Source organism: Pseudophaeobacter arcticus DSM 23566, from assembly GCF_000473205.1.
Taxonomy (GTDB): Bacteria; Pseudomonadota; Alphaproteobacteria; order Rhodobacterales; family Rhodobacteraceae; genus Pseudophaeobacter; species Pseudophaeobacter arcticus.
The window spans coordinates 1,329,088-1,346,831 of sequence record NZ_KI421507.1; the positions used below are offsets into that span (position 1 = coordinate 1,329,088).

The 17,744-nt window shown below is 59.2% G+C and carries 22 protein-coding genes; 6 read left to right on the top strand and 16 right to left on the bottom strand.

Annotated features, from left to right (window positions below; genetic code table 11):
* Positions 1-14: 14 nt before the first annotated feature.
* From ARCT_RS0110320 to atpD, 9 genes are read right to left on the bottom strand one after another with little or no spacing between them, the layout of a single operon-like run.
* The gene (locus ARCT_RS0110320; RefSeq protein ID WP_027239997.1) at positions 15-872 is read right to left on the bottom strand and encodes a F0F1 ATP synthase subunit gamma; all 858 of its coding nucleotides are present in this window, start codon (positions 870-872) and stop codon (positions 15-17) included.
* Positions 869-2,422 (bottom strand): F0F1 ATP synthase subunit alpha, encoded by a 1,554-nt coding sequence (locus tag ARCT_RS0110325; RefSeq protein WP_027239998.1) that lies wholly within the window; start codon positions 2,420-2,422, stop codon positions 869-871. The genes ARCT_RS0110320 and ARCT_RS0110325 overlap by 4 nt, the downstream gene beginning before the upstream one ends.
* Entirely contained in the window at positions 2,412-3,146 is a 735-nt protein-coding gene (locus ARCT_RS0110330) for a F0F1 ATP synthase subunit B family protein (RefSeq protein WP_027239999.1), read from the bottom strand. The genes ARCT_RS0110325 and ARCT_RS0110330 overlap by 11 nt, the downstream gene beginning before the upstream one ends.
* Positions 3,147-3,150: 4 nt before the next feature.
* Positions 3,151-3,396, bottom strand: coding sequence for a F0F1 ATP synthase subunit C (locus ARCT_RS0110335; protein ID WP_027240000.1), 246 nt, complete (start codon positions 3,394-3,396; stop codon positions 3,151-3,153).
* A complete protein-coding gene (locus ARCT_RS0110340; RefSeq protein ID WP_036784729.1) occupies positions 3,396-4,109 on the bottom strand; it encodes a F0F1 ATP synthase subunit A in 714 nt (237 codons plus the stop codon). The genes ARCT_RS0110335 and ARCT_RS0110340 overlap by 1 nt, the downstream gene beginning before the upstream one ends.
* Positions 4,106-4,396 (bottom strand): N-ATPase subunit AtpR, encoded by a 291-nt coding sequence (locus ARCT_RS0110345; RefSeq protein WP_027240002.1) that lies wholly within the window; start codon positions 4,394-4,396, stop codon positions 4,106-4,108. Before ARCT_RS0110345 ends, ARCT_RS0110340 begins: the two co-directional genes overlap by 4 nt.
* Positions 4,393-4,689: an AtpZ/AtpI family protein gene (locus ARCT_RS0110350; RefSeq protein WP_027240003.1), complete on the bottom strand. Its 297-nt coding sequence runs from the start codon at positions 4,687-4,689 to the stop codon at positions 4,393-4,395. The genes ARCT_RS0110345 and ARCT_RS0110350 overlap by 4 nt, the downstream gene beginning before the upstream one ends.
* Entirely contained in the window at positions 4,686-5,096 is a 411-nt protein-coding gene (locus tag ARCT_RS0110355) for an ATP synthase F0F1 subunit epsilon (protein WP_027240004.1), read from the bottom strand. Before ARCT_RS0110355 ends, ARCT_RS0110350 begins: the two co-directional genes overlap by 4 nt.
* Positions 5,093-6,490, bottom strand: coding sequence for a F0F1 ATP synthase subunit beta (gene atpD / locus ARCT_RS0110360; protein WP_276202241.1), 1,398 nt, complete (start codon positions 6,488-6,490; stop codon positions 5,093-5,095). The genes ARCT_RS0110355 and atpD overlap by 4 nt, the downstream gene beginning before the upstream one ends.
* Positions 6,491-6,772: 282 nt before the next feature.
* Between atpD and ARCT_RS0110365 the strand changes: the two genes are divergently transcribed.
* From ARCT_RS0110365 to ARCT_RS0110375, 3 genes are all read left to right on the top strand, one after another.
* On the top strand, positions 6,773-7,192 hold the full coding sequence (locus ARCT_RS0110365) for a cupin domain-containing protein (protein WP_027240006.1): 420 nt from the start codon (positions 6,773-6,775) through the stop codon (positions 7,190-7,192).
* A gap of 93 nt (positions 7,193-7,285) precedes the next feature.
* Positions 7,286-7,591, top strand: a complete 306-nt coding sequence (locus tag ARCT_RS0110370; protein WP_027240007.1) for a hypothetical protein — start codon at positions 7,286-7,288, stop codon at positions 7,589-7,591.
* Positions 7,588-7,977: a hypothetical protein gene (locus ARCT_RS0110375; protein ID WP_154665338.1), complete on the top strand. Its 390-nt coding sequence runs from the start codon at positions 7,588-7,590 to the stop codon at positions 7,975-7,977. The genes ARCT_RS0110370 and ARCT_RS0110375 overlap by 4 nt, the downstream gene beginning before the upstream one ends.
* A gap of 202 nt (positions 7,978-8,179) precedes the next feature.
* On the opposite strand, the gene ARCT_RS0110380 is transcribed toward ARCT_RS0110375, so the two are convergent.
* The 6 genes from ARCT_RS0110380 to ARCT_RS0110405 all read right to left on the bottom strand — a co-directional run bounded on the left by ARCT_RS0110380 (position 8,180) and on the right by ARCT_RS0110405 (position 13,353).
* The gene (locus tag ARCT_RS0110380; RefSeq protein WP_027240009.1) at positions 8,180-8,932 is read right to left on the bottom strand and encodes an SDR family oxidoreductase; all 753 of its coding nucleotides are present in this window, start codon (positions 8,930-8,932) and stop codon (positions 8,180-8,182) included.
* Positions 8,933-9,147: 215 nt separating this feature from the next.
* Entirely contained in the window at positions 9,148-10,092 is a 945-nt protein-coding gene (locus tag ARCT_RS25830) for a cation diffusion facilitator family transporter (RefSeq protein ID WP_051361048.1), read from the bottom strand.
* A gap of 13 nt (positions 10,093-10,105) precedes the next feature.
* The gene (locus ARCT_RS27955; RefSeq protein WP_154665339.1) at positions 10,106-10,285 is read right to left on the bottom strand and encodes a hypothetical protein; all 180 of its coding nucleotides are present in this window, start codon (positions 10,283-10,285) and stop codon (positions 10,106-10,108) included.
* A 148-nt stretch (positions 10,286-10,433) separates the two neighbouring features.
* Positions 10,434-11,123, bottom strand: a complete 690-nt coding sequence (locus ARCT_RS0110395; protein WP_027240011.1) for an ABC transporter ATP-binding protein — start codon at positions 11,121-11,123, stop codon at positions 10,434-10,436.
* Entirely contained in the window at positions 11,120-12,337 is a 1,218-nt protein-coding gene (locus tag ARCT_RS0110400) for an ABC transporter permease (protein ID WP_027240012.1), read from the bottom strand. Before ARCT_RS0110400 ends, ARCT_RS0110395 begins: the two co-directional genes overlap by 4 nt.
* Positions 12,337-13,353, bottom strand: coding sequence for an efflux RND transporter periplasmic adaptor subunit (locus ARCT_RS0110405; protein WP_240476297.1), 1,017 nt, complete (start codon positions 13,351-13,353; stop codon positions 12,337-12,339). Before ARCT_RS0110405 ends, ARCT_RS0110400 begins: the two co-directional genes overlap by 1 nt.
* Before the next feature lie 354 nt (positions 13,354-13,707).
* On the opposite strand from ARCT_RS0110405, the gene ARCT_RS0110410 reads away from it, so the two are divergent.
* Genes ARCT_RS0110410 through ARCT_RS25835 form a run of 3 tightly spaced genes read left to right on the top strand, consistent with a single transcriptional unit; the run spans position 13,708 to position 16,926 of the window.
* Positions 13,708-14,655 (top strand): DnaJ C-terminal domain-containing protein, encoded by a 948-nt coding sequence (locus ARCT_RS0110410; protein WP_027240014.1) that lies wholly within the window; start codon positions 13,708-13,710, stop codon positions 14,653-14,655.
* Positions 14,652-14,981, top strand: coding sequence for a chaperone modulator CbpM (locus ARCT_RS0110415; RefSeq protein ID WP_027240015.1), 330 nt, complete (start codon positions 14,652-14,654; stop codon positions 14,979-14,981). Before ARCT_RS0110410 ends, ARCT_RS0110415 begins: the two co-directional genes overlap by 4 nt.
* Before the next feature lie 34 nt (positions 14,982-15,015).
* Positions 15,016-16,926, top strand: coding sequence for a heavy metal translocating P-type ATPase (locus ARCT_RS25835; protein ID WP_051360663.1), 1,911 nt, complete (start codon positions 15,016-15,018; stop codon positions 16,924-16,926).
* Between the two features lie 279 nt (positions 16,927-17,205).
* Here the strand turns inward: ARCT_RS25835 and ARCT_RS25840 are convergent, their stop codons facing one another.
* Positions 17,206-17,676, bottom strand: coding sequence for a hypothetical protein (locus tag ARCT_RS25840; protein WP_051360665.1), 471 nt, complete (start codon positions 17,674-17,676; stop codon positions 17,206-17,208).
* Between the last annotated feature and the right edge of the window lie 68 nt (positions 17,677-17,744).

Below are 17,744 nucleotides of genomic sequence, written 5' to 3' on the forward strand. Positions count from 1 at the left end.
TTGGGGTGTCGATATTAACGCCTGTCACGCGCGTTGACGGCACCGGTGCCAAGTTCGATAATCTCCGCCGTAATCGCCTCCTGCCGCACACGGCGCAGGGTCGCTTGAAACGTCTCCAGTTCACGTGCGATTTGAGTCCCTGCGGACGACATGGCTTCCATCCGCGCTTCGTTCTCGGCGGCAAAGGCGTGGAGCGCTGCTTTGCAGACCTGCGCGTTGAAGTAATCCTGACCGAGCGAAGCGATCAGGGTGCTTGGCGATAACTGCATCAGGGGGCGGTCGCGCGATGCAGGCGGAAGATTGGCCAGATCGATTGGAAACAGATGTTGCCGAACAAGGGCAGGGCGGCCTGCTTGCCAGCCGGTGAAGATGACATCGAGACAGTCAATGCGCCGCGCGGTGACCGCCGCGTAGATTGCCGTTGTGATCTCGCCTGCCAATTTGGGAATGCCGGGCGTGTGCGAGGGCAGGGGTGCGCTCCAATGCGGTTTCAGACCGCGTGCTGTCGCAATAGATAGCCCCCTCTTGCCGATGAGGAACAAGGTTTCGGCTCCCGATGCCCCGCTGATGCTGTCGAGAACACGTTCGCTGAACGCGCCTGCGAAACCTTGCTCGGCACAAAAGACCAGCAGGCCCATTTGGTTGCCCGCGTCCTGCTGCTTGTCTTTGTCGGGGTCAGTCTTGGCGATATCAGGCCCCAGAACACGCGACATCGCCACAGCAATGGTTGCGGCGTAACTGTCCACGGCGTCAACTTGCCCTCGGGCGACATGCGCGCGGGCCGCGGCGATACCTTTCATGGCATTCACCACCGCGCCCAACTCGCGAATACCTTCGATCCGGGCGCTGATATCGGCCAGTCGTTCGGTCATGGGCCGTCTGCTGCGGCTGTGTCCGTCTTCACCGCTGTTTGCTCTCCGCCCAGTGACGTGGCGAGTTCGGCGAGCGTTTCCATCAGGCGCTCGCGAACTTTATCGTCAAGGTCTCCTGTCTCGGTCAGAGTTCTGAGTATCTCGGGCGCGTTCTTGTCCAGGTGGGCTGGTAGGCCTGTCCGATAGGCGGCCACCGCCGCAAGCGGCAAGGGATCCAGCAGCCCGGCCTGCACTGCGAGCATCAGTGCGACTTCATCCACCAAACGGAACGGCATATGCTGGGATTGACGCAGCGCTTCGCGGATCCGCGCGCCACGGGTCAGCTTCTCGCGGACGCGGCCATCGGGCATGCCGCCGAAGCGGGTAAAGACCTCAAGTTCCAGAAACTGCGCATAGTCCAGACGCAGCGTGCCTGCGGCTTTGCGAAGGATTGGTGCCTGTGTCTTGCCGCCGACGCGGCTGACGCTCAGGCCCACATCCACGGCCGGTTTCTGACCCTGATGGAACAGGGCGGCGTCCAGAACGATTTGCCCATCGGTGATCGAGATCAGGTTGGTCGGGATATAGGCCGACAGGTTGCCCGAGTCCGTCTCTGCAATCGGCAGGGCAGTGAGTGAGCCACCGCCGCGGTCCTTGGACAGTTTAGCCGCGCGTTCCAGAAGGCGTGCATGGATGTAGAAGACATCACCGGGATAGGCCTCGCGACCCGGCGACTGACGGGTCAGAAGTGCGATTTCACGGTGGGTGGCGGCGTGTTTGGACAAATCATCAATCACGATCAGCGCGTGCTGGCCTTTGTCGCGGAAGTATTCGGCCATGGTCATGCCTGCATAGGGCGCGATCCATTGCAGACCCGGCGCCTCAGACGCGCCCGCCACGACGACGATACAGCGCGCAAAGTTACCGCGCTCTGCAAGCGCATCGATGGCGCGGCGGACGCTGGATGTCTTCTGCCCCACGGCGACGTAGATGCAGATCATGTCGCTGCCACGTTGCGCGATCAGCGCGTCTATGGCCAGCGTCGTCTTACCCGTCGAATGATCGCCGACGATCAATTCACGCTGCCCCCGGCCAAGCGCAAACAGCGTGTCCACCACCACGATGCCGGTCTGGACGGGTTCGGTTACAAGATCACGTTCGATAATGGAGGGCGCAGGTTGTTCAATTGGCAGATGCGTCTTGGACTCTATCGGTCCTTTGCCGTCCAGGGCGCGTCCCAGCGGGTCCACGATCCGACCCAGCAGCGCCTCGCCGACGGGCACGCGCGCAACCTCGCCGGTGCCGAAAACCGCGTCGCCCGCTTCCACGTCCCAAGCGGCGTCCAGAAGAACGCAGCCGATCAGGTCGGGGTCGAGCACGCGGGCGAAACCAGTTTGACCGCCCTCAAAACGCAAGACCTCGTCAAGCCGCACATCGCGCAGTCCGGAGATCATGGCAACGCCGTCGCCGATCTCTTCGACCCGCCCCTTGTGCTCGGTGCGAGGGCCAAGGGCCGTGCTCTTCAATGCGTCTGCTGTTTTCGCGACCCAGTTTGACGTGTCAGGCGGCATCTTTCACCGCCTTCCGGACCTGTATTAAGTCCGCAGCCCACGAGTTGTGGAGGGTGAAGTGCGGGCTGCGCAGCTCCAGACCGGCAATCAGGTTGGGATCGGTGGTGAAACGTATTTCTGTGGTTCCGCCTAAAGCGGTCTGAATTTCCTTTTTGATCTTCCCTTGTTCTGCTCCTGTCTCGGTCGCCGAAACGATCTCGATGCCTTTTGGATCACTGGCCAGCGCTTTGCGGTCGGCGGCGGGCATATCTGCGATGGCGTTCACCAGTTGCGACAGAAAGGCGGATTGCACAGTGGGACCATTCAGGCGTTCCAGCAGCCGGGCGGCAATCTTGAGCGACAACTCCAAGGCCTGGGCGTCATTGGCTTTGGCTGCGGCTACCCTATCATGGCTTTTAGTGTCTTTTGCTGTGGCCAATATCGCCTCGGCCTGTGTGCGGGCCTCGGCGAGGGTGGATTTTGCGGCGGATTCAGCTTCTGCCCTTGCCGCATCACGCATCGCGGCGCGTTCTTCTGCGATGCCGGCGCGGGCCTTGGTGGCTTCGGCCAGTGCGGTGTCGGCCTTGGCCTGCGTCGCCGTTGCCGCTCCGATCACCGCCTGTGCGGTTTTTTGACGCTTGGCAATGGCCGCCGCGACAGGACGCCAGAAGACCCGTGACAATAGCCAGACGAGTATCAGGACGTTGACCGCCTGCAGGCCGAGGCCCCAGAAATCAATTGTCATCGGCCTAAGCCAGCAGCGGGTTGGCGAAGATCAACAAGAGCGCGATCACCAGACAATAGATCGCGGTCGTCTCGATCATGGCTAGGCCTACGAAAAGCGTACGCGAAATCGTGTTCGCGGCTTCCGGCTGGCGCGCGATGGCGTCCATCGCGGCGGCCACGGCGCGGCCTTCTGCGAGTGCGGGTCCAAGTGCGCCAAAGGCCACGGCAAAAGCCGCACCGATGATGCTGGCAAGAGCGAGGTAATCCATTAAGTGTCCTTTTGGTTTGGGGGAGGGCGCGGCGCGGCATCGCGCTTGGCGCTTTGGCCGTCCTCTACCGTGGATGTGATGAAGACCATTGCCAGGACGGCAAAGATGTAGGCCTGCACCAATCCGGTCAGCAGATCGAGCGCCATCAGCGGGATCGGCACCAGAAGGCCCGCCAGCGAGGCGACGATGCCGATGACGAAAACGCCGCTCATGACATTTCCGAATAGGCGCACAAACATGGAAAATACGCGTGTCAGGCTTTGCAGTATGTTGAGCGGGATCATGACCGGGTTGGGTGCTGCGAAGGATTTGAGATAGCCACCAATGCCGTCGCCGCGCACACCAAACCAGATCACCGACATAAAGACGAGTACGGCCAAAGCGGCGTCGGTTTCCAGCCCAGCGGTTGGCGGCTCGACCCCCGGGATCAGCGACGACCAGTTGGCTACAAGAATGAACATGAACAGCGTGCCGATGAAAGCGCGGTAAGGGGCAGGGTTTGCGCCGCTCGTCTCGACGATCTGGGTGTCCATCGTGGTGACGATCAGCTCTAAGGCGGCCTGCCGTTTGCCGGGCACAAGGTCCATCCGCCTCGTCAGCAGAAAGGACCCGAGAACCAGTATCGCCATGATCGCCCAGGTCGTCAGCACGGCCTGTGTGATGGGCAGAGGGCCGAGGTAGAAGAGTGCGATTGAGTCCAGTGGCGAATTCAAACCTCGTCCCTCCGCACCTTGTAGAGCATCAGAGCTCTGGCGCAGAGGACCCCTGCAAAAGTCGCCAGCAAGGCCAGCCCGCCAATCAGGACTGCGATGAAAAAGCCCGTGACCAAAAGGGACAGACGCCCGAGGGTCAGGGCCAATCCCATCAGCGGTTGACCGTCGTGCACGATCAGATCAGCCGTCGCGCGCAGGGCGCGGAAATAACCATATCCGATAAAAAGCCCAGCCAGAAAACAGCTTGGCAGGAGGATGAACAGCGGCAGGCCTGAGAGATCAATCATTCCGCATTCATCCATTTCCATGCGGTCCAGCCGCCAAGGCAAACACCCAAAAACATTAAAGGGGCGCTCCAGAAAATGCCTGAGGCGAAGCGGGCATCAAGCCAGCGCCCCAAAAACAGGCCCGCCAGCGTCGGGACAACAAAGATCCAGCCCAACACCCCAATTTGCGCCAGACGGCGGCCCACGGACATATCACCGTCGCGCAGCCAGCGGTCACGCCGGTCCCGGCGCAGACGGGTTTGCGTCACCAGCGGATCATCGTCGGGCCCATCTTGTTGAGGCGTGGGGGTCATCGGAACTCACCCGCGTTTGCACCGGGCTTCAGGCGACTGACCATGTGGCGGATGGCGTTGAACTGCAGGCGCATCGTCTCGACATGCTCGGTCCGCTCAATGTCTGCATCGGATTGGAATCGGGCCAGCACATCGGCGTCGAGGGTGGAAAGGTCATCGCCCGTCACGGCCTCGCGTGTTGCAATATGAATGTCAGAGGTATCCCCAACAGTCATGACCCCACCGCGCAGGGCGCAAAACTGCTCGAGGTCGGCTTTGCGCCAACTGACGATTGAGACCGCCAGTGCTGTGACGAAGGGCGCGTGGCTTGCGAGGATGCCGAAACTCCCGCTCGCGTCCTCGGCGCGCAATCCGTCGATGTCTTCGTCCACAACGACCGAAAGGGGTGTAATAATCCGCAACCTCATGCCGCGGCCTCTTTGGCGTTGGCGGCGTCTTCTTTCTTGCGTGCATCCTCCAATGTGCCGACCATATAGAGAGCGCTTTCGGCCCAATCGTCAGCGGCACCGTCCAGGATCGCGCGGCACCCTTTGAGAGTGTCAGCCAGCGGGACGCTGGCACCGGGCGTTCCGGTAAAGGCTTCGGTCACCATAAAGGGTTGGGTCAGGAACCGCTGCAGCCGCCGGGCGCGTTTCACGATGAGACGGTCGGCTGTTCCCAACTCTTCGACCCCCAGCAAGGAGATGATATCGGTCAACTCCCGGAAGCGGGCCAGGGCTTGCCGGACAGCTTCGGCGGTCTTGTAGTGCTCCTCTCCGACCACGAGTGGATCGAGCAACATCGAGGATGAGGCCAATGGGTCAATCGCCGGATAGAAACCTTCGGCGGCTTGGGCGCGCGACAGAACGATAACACAATCCATATGGCTGGAGATCGTGGTGACTGCTGGGTCGGTGAAATCGTCGGCGGGTACATAAACCGCCTGAATCGCCGTCACGGCTGACCCCGCGACTGATGCGATCCGTTCCTGAAGTCCTGCGACTTCGGTCGCAAGTGTGGGCTGATAGCCAACGCGCGAGGGCAAGCGACCCAGCAGGCTCGACACCTCTGCGCCCGCCTGCACAAAGCGAAAGACGTTGTCCATCAGCAAAAGCACGTTTTTATGCTTTTGATCGCGGAAATATTCTGAGATTGTCAGCGCGGTCAGCGGCGCGCGCCAGCGCGCGCCGGGTGGCTCATTCATCTGCCCGTAGACCAGCACCGTGCGTTCCAGCACGCCGGACTCGCTCATCTCTGTGAGCAATTCGTGCCCTTCGCGGGACCGCTCGCCGACACCGGCAAAAACTGAGATGCCTTCGTATTTCTCGACCATGGCCCGGATCAGTTCCATCACCAAAACGGTCTTGCCAACGCCTGCTCCGCCGAACATCGCGGCCTTGCCGCCCTGGGCCATCGGAGTCAGCAGGTCGATCACCTTGATACCGGTCTCGAATACGTCCGTCGTGCGGGTTTGGGTGCTCAAAACGGGTGGCAGCGCATGGATTGATCGGCGTGGCGTATCCTTTGGCAGCGGTGGGCCATCGTCTTTGGGAGAGCCAACGACATCCAACAATCTGCCAAGCACAGCTTCGCCAACCGGCACGGCAACTGGCCCGCCGCTTGCATGCACTGCGACGCCGCGCGCGAGGCCCGCGGTTGATTGGAACGCCACTGCACGTAACGTGGTCAAATCAAGATGGCTGTGAACTTCCAGGATAAGTGGGCTTGGCACATCCCATTCGACATTCAACGCGGCGTTAATTGGCGGCAGGTCCGCGCTGGCAAAAAGCACATCCACAACTGCACCTCGTACAGCAAGCACAGTCCCAATGTTCTGCTGAGATGGATCTGTGGATTTGTGGTGGTTTTGCATCGGGGCGCGGTCTTTCTGAAGGGGCCATCTGTCTCAACTTAACCGGAGCGTCGGGGGACCGTGCTGATCGGTGTTAGCGTGGCGCCGGTAGCCGCGCAGGCGTACTATACAAATCGGGCACCTTTCATTGAAAACCATGGCCGCTAACCCTGATCAGTGCGGAAGGGGCTATCTCCAGGCAAACATGAACGCACCGCTGCGTCATGTGGCGCAACCTTTGGGAGGTTTGTCGTGATTGGATACTTTGGAAACATCGAAGAATTGGCCGAAGAAAACACGGACTTCCGGCGGGTGCTTTATACTGGAGCCAAGCTTCAGCTGGTTTTGATGTCGATTGATCCAGGCTCCGAGATAGGCGGTGAGCTTCATTCCGACACGGATCAGTTCTTTCGTATCGAGGACGGCAAAGGGCGCGCGGTGATCGACGGCGTCACCCATAAGTTGGGACCCGGCGACGGTATCGTTGTGCCTGCAGGTGCGCATCATAATGTGATTTGCACAGGGCATGAGCCGCTCAAATTTTTTACGATCTATGGCCCGGCACATCATCGCGATCAGCTTGTGCAGAAGACAAAGGCAGAAGCGGATGCCTCGGACGAAACCTTTGAGGGACAGACCACCGAAAACAAATCTGACGTGGTCCGGATCTAGTGACCTGGTCCTGTTGCCGTTCTGAGCACAGTCAAAATGGGCGCATAATGTGCCGTCAAATCATCTTCACGCAAAAAAAACATGGGGTTTTTAATGTCACAAAATAGCAAAGCAACCACAGAGGCAGCGACCGATTTCGAAGCTGTAAGCCACCAGCTCGCCGCCTTGCGGACAGATTTGTCGCGCCTTGCCGAGACAGTCAGCGGGATTGCTGGAAAACGCGGTAGCCATATGGCGACTGATATCGTCGAAGGCTTTGGCGAAGCAAAACATTACGTCGAAAGAACAGGGAAATCTGCCGAACATCAGCTTGAGGCATCGGTTGCCGATCATCCGTTACTGGCCATTGGCCTTGCGGCGAGCGCTGGTCTTTTGGTCGGGGCCATGTCGCGCCGGTGAACCAGTTTCTGACAGATGCGATGCGCGGCGTTGAAGGCAGTGCGCGAGACGCCGCGCAAAAAGTGCTTTGGCGCTTGTTTTTGGAAATATCAGTCGGCCTGATTGGGCTTGCGGGCTTTGGGTTCATCACTGCGTCTGCCTTCCTCGCACTCAGCGCGTCTTTCGGCGCTGCATGGGCGGCCCTATCGACGGGGCTTGGTTTGCTTTTGGCAGCAGGAGGGTGTGTGGCGATCGTCAAAAAACCGTGGTCAAAACAGCATCTTTCAAACGCACCCAACGCCCCACCCATTCCCACGGCAACGGACCCCGCAGGCGTCGCGGCTACAGTTGCTTTTACTGCAGCCTTTGTCCTTGCCAGATATTTGGGCGACGACAAGCCGGACTGATTTGATCGGGAAAAGTGCTGCGAAGGCATCCTTTTCCTGATCAACTTACTTGGGCCTGAGAAGGCTTTTATTTCAGGCCCCGGCGCTTGTTTTGGGAGTGATGGGTCAAAGTCACTCGATCAATTGCGCTAGGGAAGCTTAGGTCTGCTGTGCGGAAAAACCGGACACTGGCTGACTGTGTGCCGGTGTCCGGTTTATTGTTTTACAGTTTAGTTATGGAGTTCCCCCCATCGACAACCATGGCACTGCCGGTCACGAAAGACGCCTGATCAGAAAGCAAGAACAAAGCTGCGTTGGCGATTTCGGACGGCTCAGCCATGCGCTTGAGCGCGTGGAAACTGCGCACGACTTCATGAGTCCCCACGTCATCACCGGCCATGGGCGTCATCGTGCCTCCCGGGAGGAGCGCGTTTACGCGGATGTTTTCCGGCCCGTGTTCTGTCGCCAGAACCTGTGTCATCCCGATGAGTCCCGCCTTGGAAGCGGCGTAGGCCGCCATGCCAGGCAAGCCGATTGTGTGTCCCACGAATGTGGATGTGAACACAATTGAACCACCACCGCGTTTACGCATCGCAGGGATCTGGAACTTGGCCGCATAGAACCCGCTATTCAGATTTACCGCCATCACTTTATGCCAGTTGCTGTCTGCCATGTCGGGGACTGGTCCCATGTCTCCAATGATACCTGCATTGTTGAAAGCGCCGTCGAGGCTGCCAAAGCGCGATTCCGCGAGCGCCACCAACGCCTCGGCGTAGCTCGCGTCCTCGACGTTCCCCGCGAGGAAAGCCGCCTCGCCTCCCGTGGCAGAAATATCCTTTGTGATCTCCTCAAGCAGTTCGGCGCGACGCGCTCCGAGCACCAGTTTCGCACCTTCAGCTGCGAAAATTCTGGCGGCGGCGGCTCCTATGCCACTGCTCGCGCCGGTGATGATAATTGTCTTTCCGTTGAGAAGCATTCCTATCTCCTTATATTGAGGACTGGGAGATGCTTAGTCAGATCGAGGCTGCTGACCGACCCGTTTCTTGCGTAAATACCATTTGTCTGCTGCGAAAGGTCGCCATTTATTGCGGATGCAGCGTCGGTCGCTCTGGGCTCAAAGTCGACCTTGGGCTGGCTTGAGCACCCCTAGCGAACGCGCGGCGGCGTGGCGTTTCTCTGCGTCAGGACAAATCAATTTGTTGCTGAGGTGTGGCCGACAACTTGCAAGTCTTCACACTCAAAGCCATGGCGTTCCAAGTCGAGGGTGATGTGAGACAGCCCGAACCTATCGCGAAGGGCGATCTTCACGGCCTCTTTCACGCGATCAGCCTCGTTCCAGCGGCCTTCTTTGATCACAATATGGGCGTTCAATGCGGATTGGTGTTCCTGCATCTGCCACAGATGCAGGTGGTGCACATCCCCAACGCCTGACACGCCGCGCATCGCCGCTAGCACAGCTTGCGTATCCATATCCGGCGGACTGCCCAGCATCAGGATGCGCACTGACCCGCCAATTTCGGTGATGGATTGCCACAGGATGTAACCGGCGATCAACAATGTGATCAGTGGATCAATCAGCCGCCAATCATAGAGAATAATGACAGTGCCTGCCACAATGACAGCAACGGAACCAAGTGCATCCGCAACATTATGCAGGAACGCCGCGCGAATATTCATGCTGCTTTTGGAGAGTGCATAGGTCAGAAATGCGGTGAGCGTATCTACCCCAAGCGCGAATGCTGCAATGATAACAACTGACCATCCGTCCACGTCTGTGGGGGCGAACAGTCGCAAAACCGCCTCATACGTCAAAAAGAGGCCCAGCAGGATCAGCGTTGTGTAGTTTATCAACGCCGCAACGATCTCTGCACGGCCATATCCAAACGTCATGGTGTCGTCTGCGGGTCGCCTTGCGATAATACGTGCAAACAGGGCCAGACCAAGCGAAAGCGCATCTGACAGATTGTGGATCGCATCGGCGATTAAAGCGAGGCTACCCGATAGAATTCCGCCGACGATCTGCACCACAGTCAACATGATATTGATCATAACGGCCCAAACTATCCGCGTGTTTCCGGCTTTGGGGTCGATATGTTGGTGATGTCCGGGTTTGCTGAGGACGTTCCCGGTTTTGATCCTATGCCCCAATTCAGACGGGCATATTATTGAACATGTCGTCCTCATATTTGGGTCCGACGGCCCGCTTCTCGTCTGGTGGTGCCGTTTGTTCCTTCGGCGTCTTGCCATCGTTCTTGGTGGCAGGTGCAGTCTTCGCCTCGGCGGGGGCTGTGGAGCCAAGCGCCTTTTTGTCTAGATCCTTGAAAGTCATTTGAAGCTCGCTTTCTGTGTTGTATGTTGGGTCCAACAACTGTCCCTCGAACGGGCACCCGGTTGCACTAATCCAAGTTAGGAGCGGCGGTCGTTCCCACGATGCATCGACGTGGTCAGCGGTAAGATCCTTTTCGCAGGTGAGCCTGCTAACCGGTGACACGTCCGTCTCCGACAACAAGTTGTCTCCGACACAGACCTGCGATCTTTTCGTCATGGGTCGAGATCAGAAACGTCGTGCCTTCCTCTCGATTGATTTGACCGATCAACTCCATGACGCGGGCAGCAGAGGCGCGGTCAAGGTTGCCGGTCGGCTCGTCTGCGAGCACCAGTTCGGGGCCGTTCATCAGGGCGCGGGCGACGGCGACACGTTGTTTCTGTCCGCCTGACAGTTTGGTCGAGGGGAAGTTGGTCCGTTCCTCTAGCCCCATGCGCACCAGCAAGTCGCGGCCACGGTCGCGGGCGGCGGATGTCTCGCGGCCCATTCGGACAGCTGTCGGAAAGATGACGTTTTCCAGTGCGGTGAAATCGGGCAACAAGTTATGAAACTGGAAGACAAAGCCGATGTGGAGGTTACGAAACACCGTCAGCTGCTTGTCGTCCGCCGCGATCAGATCCTGCCCCAACATGTTGTAGCTGCCCGATGTGGGCTTCATCAACGTACCAAGGATTGTCAGCAGCGTGCTTTTGCCCGAACCGGACGGACCCAGCAGGGCGGCCATTTCACCCTTTGCAAGGGAGAGTGACAAGCCGCGCAACACGCGTGTTGCCACGTCCCCGGTTCCGAAGGTCTTGACCAGATCGTTCACCTCAAGAAGGGCGCTTTGCGAAATCGTCATTGTCCGATTGCCGTGACTGGATCGACCCGGGCGGCCGACCTCGCAGGCAGGATAGAAGCGAGTATCGAGCCGGTGAGCGTCAGGGCAATGGCCAGTCCATACGATCCCTGGGTAATGTCCAACGGCAGAGTCCCTGCCTGAAACGCATCGCGCGATGGGAATGGCAGCAGGGCAAGATACCCCAGGGCCGCCCCCGTGACCCCGCCCATCAGTCCGATCATGGCACCTTGAGTGACGAACACGAAAACAACGAAGCCACGACTTGCCCCCATCGCCCGCATGATCCCGATCTCGGGGCGGCGGCGGTAGGTGGAGAGCAAGAGCGCTGAGGCGACCCCGATGACGATGGTGATGAGCGCGAAGGTTTTCAGGAAATACCCGGTCTGCGCCTGTGCGTTCAGCGCCTCCATCAACTGTTCGGCTCCGTCCGTCCACGGCACAGCATCCAGACCCGTGAGCCCACTGATCCGAAGGGCGGTGGTATTGGCGGCATTCAGATCGTTCAGCTTGATCTCGATCTGTGTCACGCCTTGGGGCATGGCAAAGAGGGTTCGCGCAGTCGAGAGGCTGACAAAGGCGCGCGCGCCGTCCATCCCACCATTGCCCGTATCAAAGATGCCGCTCAGTGTGAGTGTCGCCGTGACCCCGTTTGAGCTTTGCAACCGTAGTGTCTGGCCGAGCGATAGGGCCAGATCATCTGTCAATCTATTGCCCAGCACGATGAGACCCGAGCCGAGCCGTACGGTTCCCGCGACCATGTAGCCCTCAAGGTCCAGGATCGCGGATTCTTTCCCAGGCTCCAAACCTGTCACGCTGACTTGGGCGACTTGAGCGCCGCGTGTCAGAAATCCGGCACCGGTGATCTGCGGCGAGACGGCACGCACACCGGGTACGGCCTGGATCAGGGGAAGCCATGTCGCCGCATCACTCAGTGTGGCGGTCCGGTCGCGGCCCCGTTCGGTGACGAACAAGACATGCCCGCCATCCAAGTCATTTGGTGAAATCAAAACGGCAGGGTCATCGATCTCGGCCTCGATCGTGATATGCGAGATATCGCCCACGGTGCGCGACAGGATGAATTCGGCCAGCCCCCCGATCAGGGCCGACATGAAAATGAAGATAAACACGCCCACCGCGACCCCGACGACGAGGAGCGCTGTTTGCGCCTTGCTCGCCGTTAGGTATCGGCCCGCGATCTTGAGCGCGTAAAGCATCAGGGTTGGTCCGACACGACGGCCTGCCCAACTTCGATGTTGGTGGGGTCGATGATCACGGCGTCACCCTCGGCAAGGCCTCCTGTCACGATCAGCCGTGCGGCCGGCCAATCGACGACTGAGACGGGTTGGAACATGGCGGTCCCGTCTCTGACCACAAAAACGCCGGTGCCATCCGCGCCTGTTTGCAGGGCGGTGCGCGGTAGGGTCAGCGCCGCATCGCGTCTCTCCACGATGATGTTCGTCGCAACCGTCAGACCGATGGGAGCCATGACCGGGGCCTCAAAGGCAATCTTGACCGCCAGACCACCGGTTGCCGCATCCACAAGGGCAGACACGAAACTGACGTGTCCGTCTCGATTGCGTGCCTCACCCGCCAGTTGCAGCAGCGCAGGTTGTCCTAATGCAATCTGTGTCGCATAGGCTTCGTCCACATCGGCTTCGACCACCAGATCGCTCAAATCTGCCAGTGTCAGCAAGGGAATTGTGGGTCCGGTAAGTTGGCCCAGCTCGGCGTCAAGCGCCACAACAGTGCCGCTGCGCGGCGCGCGGATGGTGTGATTGCCAAGCACGACTTGGGCTTGATCAAGAGCGGCGGTTTGGCGCGCAACCTCCTGCACCGCCGTTTGGACGACATGGGCATCGGTTTCGAGCACGCTCCTGGCGATATTTGGGCCAAGGGACAGCGCGCGCTCGTAGCTTTCGGTTGCCTGAGCTTGGTTAACGAGGGCTACATCCAGGCCAGCCATGGCTTGCCGCACAATTGCATTTTGCGCGGCGGCGTCCACTTGTGCAAGGATCTGGTCTGCCTCAACCACATCACCTTCGGTAACGGCAATTGCTATCAGGGTGCCTGTAGCAACGGGCCGGATGGCGACGGAATTGACTGCAGCAATACGTCCGTTGACGGCGAGAAGGCGTGTGACGGGCGCCGCTTGGGCCATTTCGACCGCGACCACCGACGGCCCGGCCATCCACTGTTGTGAATATGCGAGAGCCGCCAGCGCGAGCCCCATGACGCTTGCACTGATCCAGAGCCAAATCCTTCGGTTTGGTGAAGCGACTGGGGCCGGATGACATAGGGCAGGGACGGGTGCTGGACTCAAAGCGAGCAGATCGGTCGTGCCGTTCTCATTGGAAGTGTTGTCAGTTTCCGTCAATGTAACTCCCTTTTCGAACTGAGTTTGCGACCGCTGGTGCGTCAGTCCCCAACCCTGTGTCTGCTAGGTCAGAATAGGTGGCCCGGACACCTTTGGTGCTGACATGGATCAGGGCGGCCCCCTAACTGACATGGCATAATAAGCGGACAGAAGCACCGGACGGTTGGATGGTCCGCTTACTGCGTTTTAGTCAGAAATAAGGGAGTCTGAATGCCCGACGATCCATACGAAGCGCTTGGCTTGCCCAAGTCGGCCACGGCAGACGAAATCAAGAAAGCATATCGCAAACTGGTGCGCACCAGCCATCCGGATCTAAATCCCGACGACGCGGGCGCAGAAGCACGGTTCAAGGCCATTGCCGCCGCCTATGAAGTGTTGAAAGATCCCGAGACCCGTGCGCGCTTTGATGCCGGCGAGATTGACGGACTAGGTGCGGAACGCCCTCAGCGCCAGTATTACCGCGATTTCGCACATGCACCTGACAACGCTTACCAGCAAGGTCATGGTTTCGGCGCAAATGCCGATCCCGCGGATATCTTTGCTGAGATTTTGCGAAACCGCGGGCGCGGCCATGGTGCCGACGACTTTGGCGCACGTGATTTTCAGGCCGCCGGTGCGGACGCGCGCTATACATTGGAAGTGCCTTTCCTTGATGCCGTGCGGGGCAGTAAAACGAAGATAACTCTGCCGGGCGGCCAAAGCCTTGAGGTCAAGATCCCGCGCGGCACGGAAGATGGTCAGACCCTACGACTGCGCGGCAAGGGCAGCCCCGGCTTTGGCGGCGGACCACCCGGTGATGCATTGATCACAGTTCTTGTGCGACCCCATCCGGTGTTCCGCCGGGATGGCGACGACATCTTGCTGATTTTGCCGATTACAATAGACGAGGCCGTTCTGGGCGGCAAAGTCACCGCACCAACTATCGACGGACCAGTCGGTCTGATAGTGCCACCTGGGGCAAGCACCGGCAGGGTCCTGCGTTTGAAGGGCCGCGGCGTTGCGCGAGCGGGGCGAAAGTTGAGCGGCGATCAGAAGGTCGAATTGAAGGTCGTTGTGCCGCCTGATCCTGATGAGAGCCTGCGCGAATTTCTGTCTGAATGGCGCCAAAATCACGGGTTTGATCCGCGCATTGATTTGATGAAGAGGGCAGAGACATGACAGACCTTTTCTCAGAGGATGAAGTCGTCGTTACGGTAACACGATTGACCCGCGTACAGCTTGCGCGCTTCATTGAAGGCGATTTCATCAAGCCGCAGCGCCATACCGACGGATATGTTTTCCGTCCCATTGACATCGCGCGGTTGGAGCTCTTGTGCGATCTGTCTCAGGATCTCGATCTTGAAGAAACAGCGCTTGGCATTGTGATCTCGCTTATCGATCAATTGCACGCCGCGCGACAGGATCTTGCGGCAATGGCCCAGGTGATTGACGCCCTGCCTGTGGATCTGCGCAGCCAGATCGACACCACGTTGAAACAGGGCTGAACAAGGTGTGCGAAGGATCAACGGATGACTTTAGATGCTCAATGATCGCATAAAGACCGCGCTGCTGGCCATTGCTTTGCTGGGCCTGATATCCGGTGCGGGCCTTTGGATGGCCGGTTTGCCGGAGTTCACTGCCTTGGCCTGGTCGGCTGGTGTTGTGCCGGTTCTTGCCGCCCTTGTAATCGAGATTATACGAAGTCTCGCGCAGGGGCGGGTCGGGCTCGATATTGTCGCCGCTTTGTCGATGTCGGCGGCGTTGGTTTTTGGCGAAGCGCTCGCAGCCGCAGTGGTCGCACTGATGTATTCGGGCGGCACCTTTCTGGAAAGCTTTGCCGAGGGTCGTGCCCGGCGCGAGATGCGCGATCTTCTGTCCCGGGTCGCGCGGACAGCGACGCGGCATCGCGGTGGACGGCTGGAAGAGGTCGCACTGGACGCCATCGTGCCGGGGGATCTGTTGTTGATCCGGCAAGGCGACGTTGCTCCGGTTGACGGCGCTTTGGAAAGTGCGCAGGCCATGTTGGATCAATCTGCCTTGACGGGTGAAGCGATGCCGGTACGCTTGGCGCGCGGTATGGACGTTATGAGTGGCGTTACCAACGCGGGCGAGGCTTTCGATTTGCGCGCAACCCGTGCGGCGTCTGAGAGCACCTATGCCGGTATCGTGCGGCTTGTAGAGGCGGCACAGAAATCCCGCGCGCCCATGGCGCGACTGGCAGATAGATACTCACTGCTTTTTCTAGGGGTGACGGTCGCGCTGGCGACCGGGGCCTGGTGGTTTACCGGCGATCCGATCCGGGCGGTCGCTGTCTTGGTCGTTGCGACCCCATGCCCGTTGATCCTGGCCGTGCCAGTGGCCCTTGTTGCGGGTATGTCACGGGCGGCGCATTTTGGCGTCCTGATAAAAGGTGCACAGGCGCTTGAGGCCATGGCACGAACCCGAACGCTGATCTTTGACAAGACGGGAACGCTGACGGACGGGCGCCCGAAGATTGTGGCGGTCACGTCGACCGGCGATCTGAGCGAAGAGGACATCCTTTATTTTGCAGCGTCCCTTGATCAGGGCTCCAAGCACCCGGTGGCACAGGCTGTTGTCGCGGCAGCTCAGGCGCGCGGCGTTGAATTGCCGGTGCCCGCAAACGTTGTTGAGACACCAGGCGAAGGTGTCACCGGAATTGTGGATGGTCGGGCGATCGTGGTCGGCGGAACCGGATTTATTGCGGCACAAACAGGAACGCCTCTCGATCCGAAACCTTTGGCACCGGGAGCTGTTCTGGTGTCGCTTGCCGTCGACGGCAGCCCTGCAGGGTGGATCGAGATGGCCGATACGTTGCGCAGTGGGACACCTACATTGCTGTCCGAAATACGCCGAAACGGGGTTGCACGCCTCTTGCTGGCGACTGGCGACAGGCACGCCGTTGCAGATGCGGTGACAGAGGGACTGGGCCTTGATGCTGTTCATGCGGATCTGACACCGGATCAAAAGGTGCTTTTGGTCCTATCCGAGCGCAAACACGGCCCGGTTATGATGGTGGGCGATGGTGTAAACGATGCACCCGCACTTGCCGCGGCGGATGTTGGCGTGGCGATGGGTACACGTGGTGCCGCGGCGTCAGCCGAGACTGCGGATGTGGTTCTTTTGGTGGACGACCTTGGGCGGCTTTTGCCGGGTCTGGTGATTGCCCGCAGCGCACGCTTTATCGCGTGGCAGAGCGTCGTTGCAGGGATTGGCCTGTCAGTCGCGGGCATGTTTGCTGCGGCCTTTGGCTACCTGACTCCGGTGCAGGGCGCATTGCTGCAAGAGGTGATCGACGTCGCGGTCATCCTCAATGCACTCCGGGCGCTGAGGATCGAACCGGGCGAAATTGCAAAAGGCTCTTCGGTTACAGTTTCAGGATCGGCACCCCGCCTGCCTTCAGAAAAGAAAGCGGAGCGAATTACGCGCTAACTGACGCGGAGTTCGTTCACGACCGACGTTGTGCCAGGTGCACGCCACGCTGTCGTTGCGACCAGGTTCCGGTCATTCCAGGTTTAAACGCTCCCAGTCAAATGAACCTCGCCGCCTTTTGCCGTCACTTTGACATGATCGTCAGAAAACCATGCTCGGTGCAGCGCATGACCGATGTCACCTTGAATTTTCGAGGTGTCAGGGCGCTTCTTCACGCTGATCTGGTTGGAACCCCCCGTGATACCCGTCAGCGAGCGGATAGCCTTCCATAGCCTGCGCTTAGTGGAAAGCCCCAACCGGTCTGGCGATGGAGAACACCGCGCCGAGATGCGAAAGGTGGTTGGCGACGGTTTGAGGCTGGACGCCGCTGTTCAGCTTTTCTTGCGTAAATTCGATGATGTCGGCGCTGGTTATCGCGTCACAGTGTTGGTCCGCGATATCAAACGTCTTGATGCTCTTCAGAACTTGGGTCTTGGTCCGACCGATCTGTTTGTTGCTTTCTTGGACATACCTGTCGATGGCATCGGCCAAGGTCGGTGTCTTCTTGCTTTTCGGTTGAGTTTTGAGCGCATCAAGGGCACCGGGTCTCGCAAGGCTTTCTTCGCGGTTTTCAATCCACGCCGCAGCGGTTGATCTGCGCTCGAATGTCTGACTTTCGCGAAGTAATACTTTACCTTGCCGCATCACTGAGATTTGTGCGAGCCAAGCCATGGTGCCATTCTTGCGACGACGCCTTATGATGGTTCCCATGATTTACAACATGGCCTTTCATTCTACATCACGTGTTGTAAATGTAGCGGATAATGGGCCTAAATGGC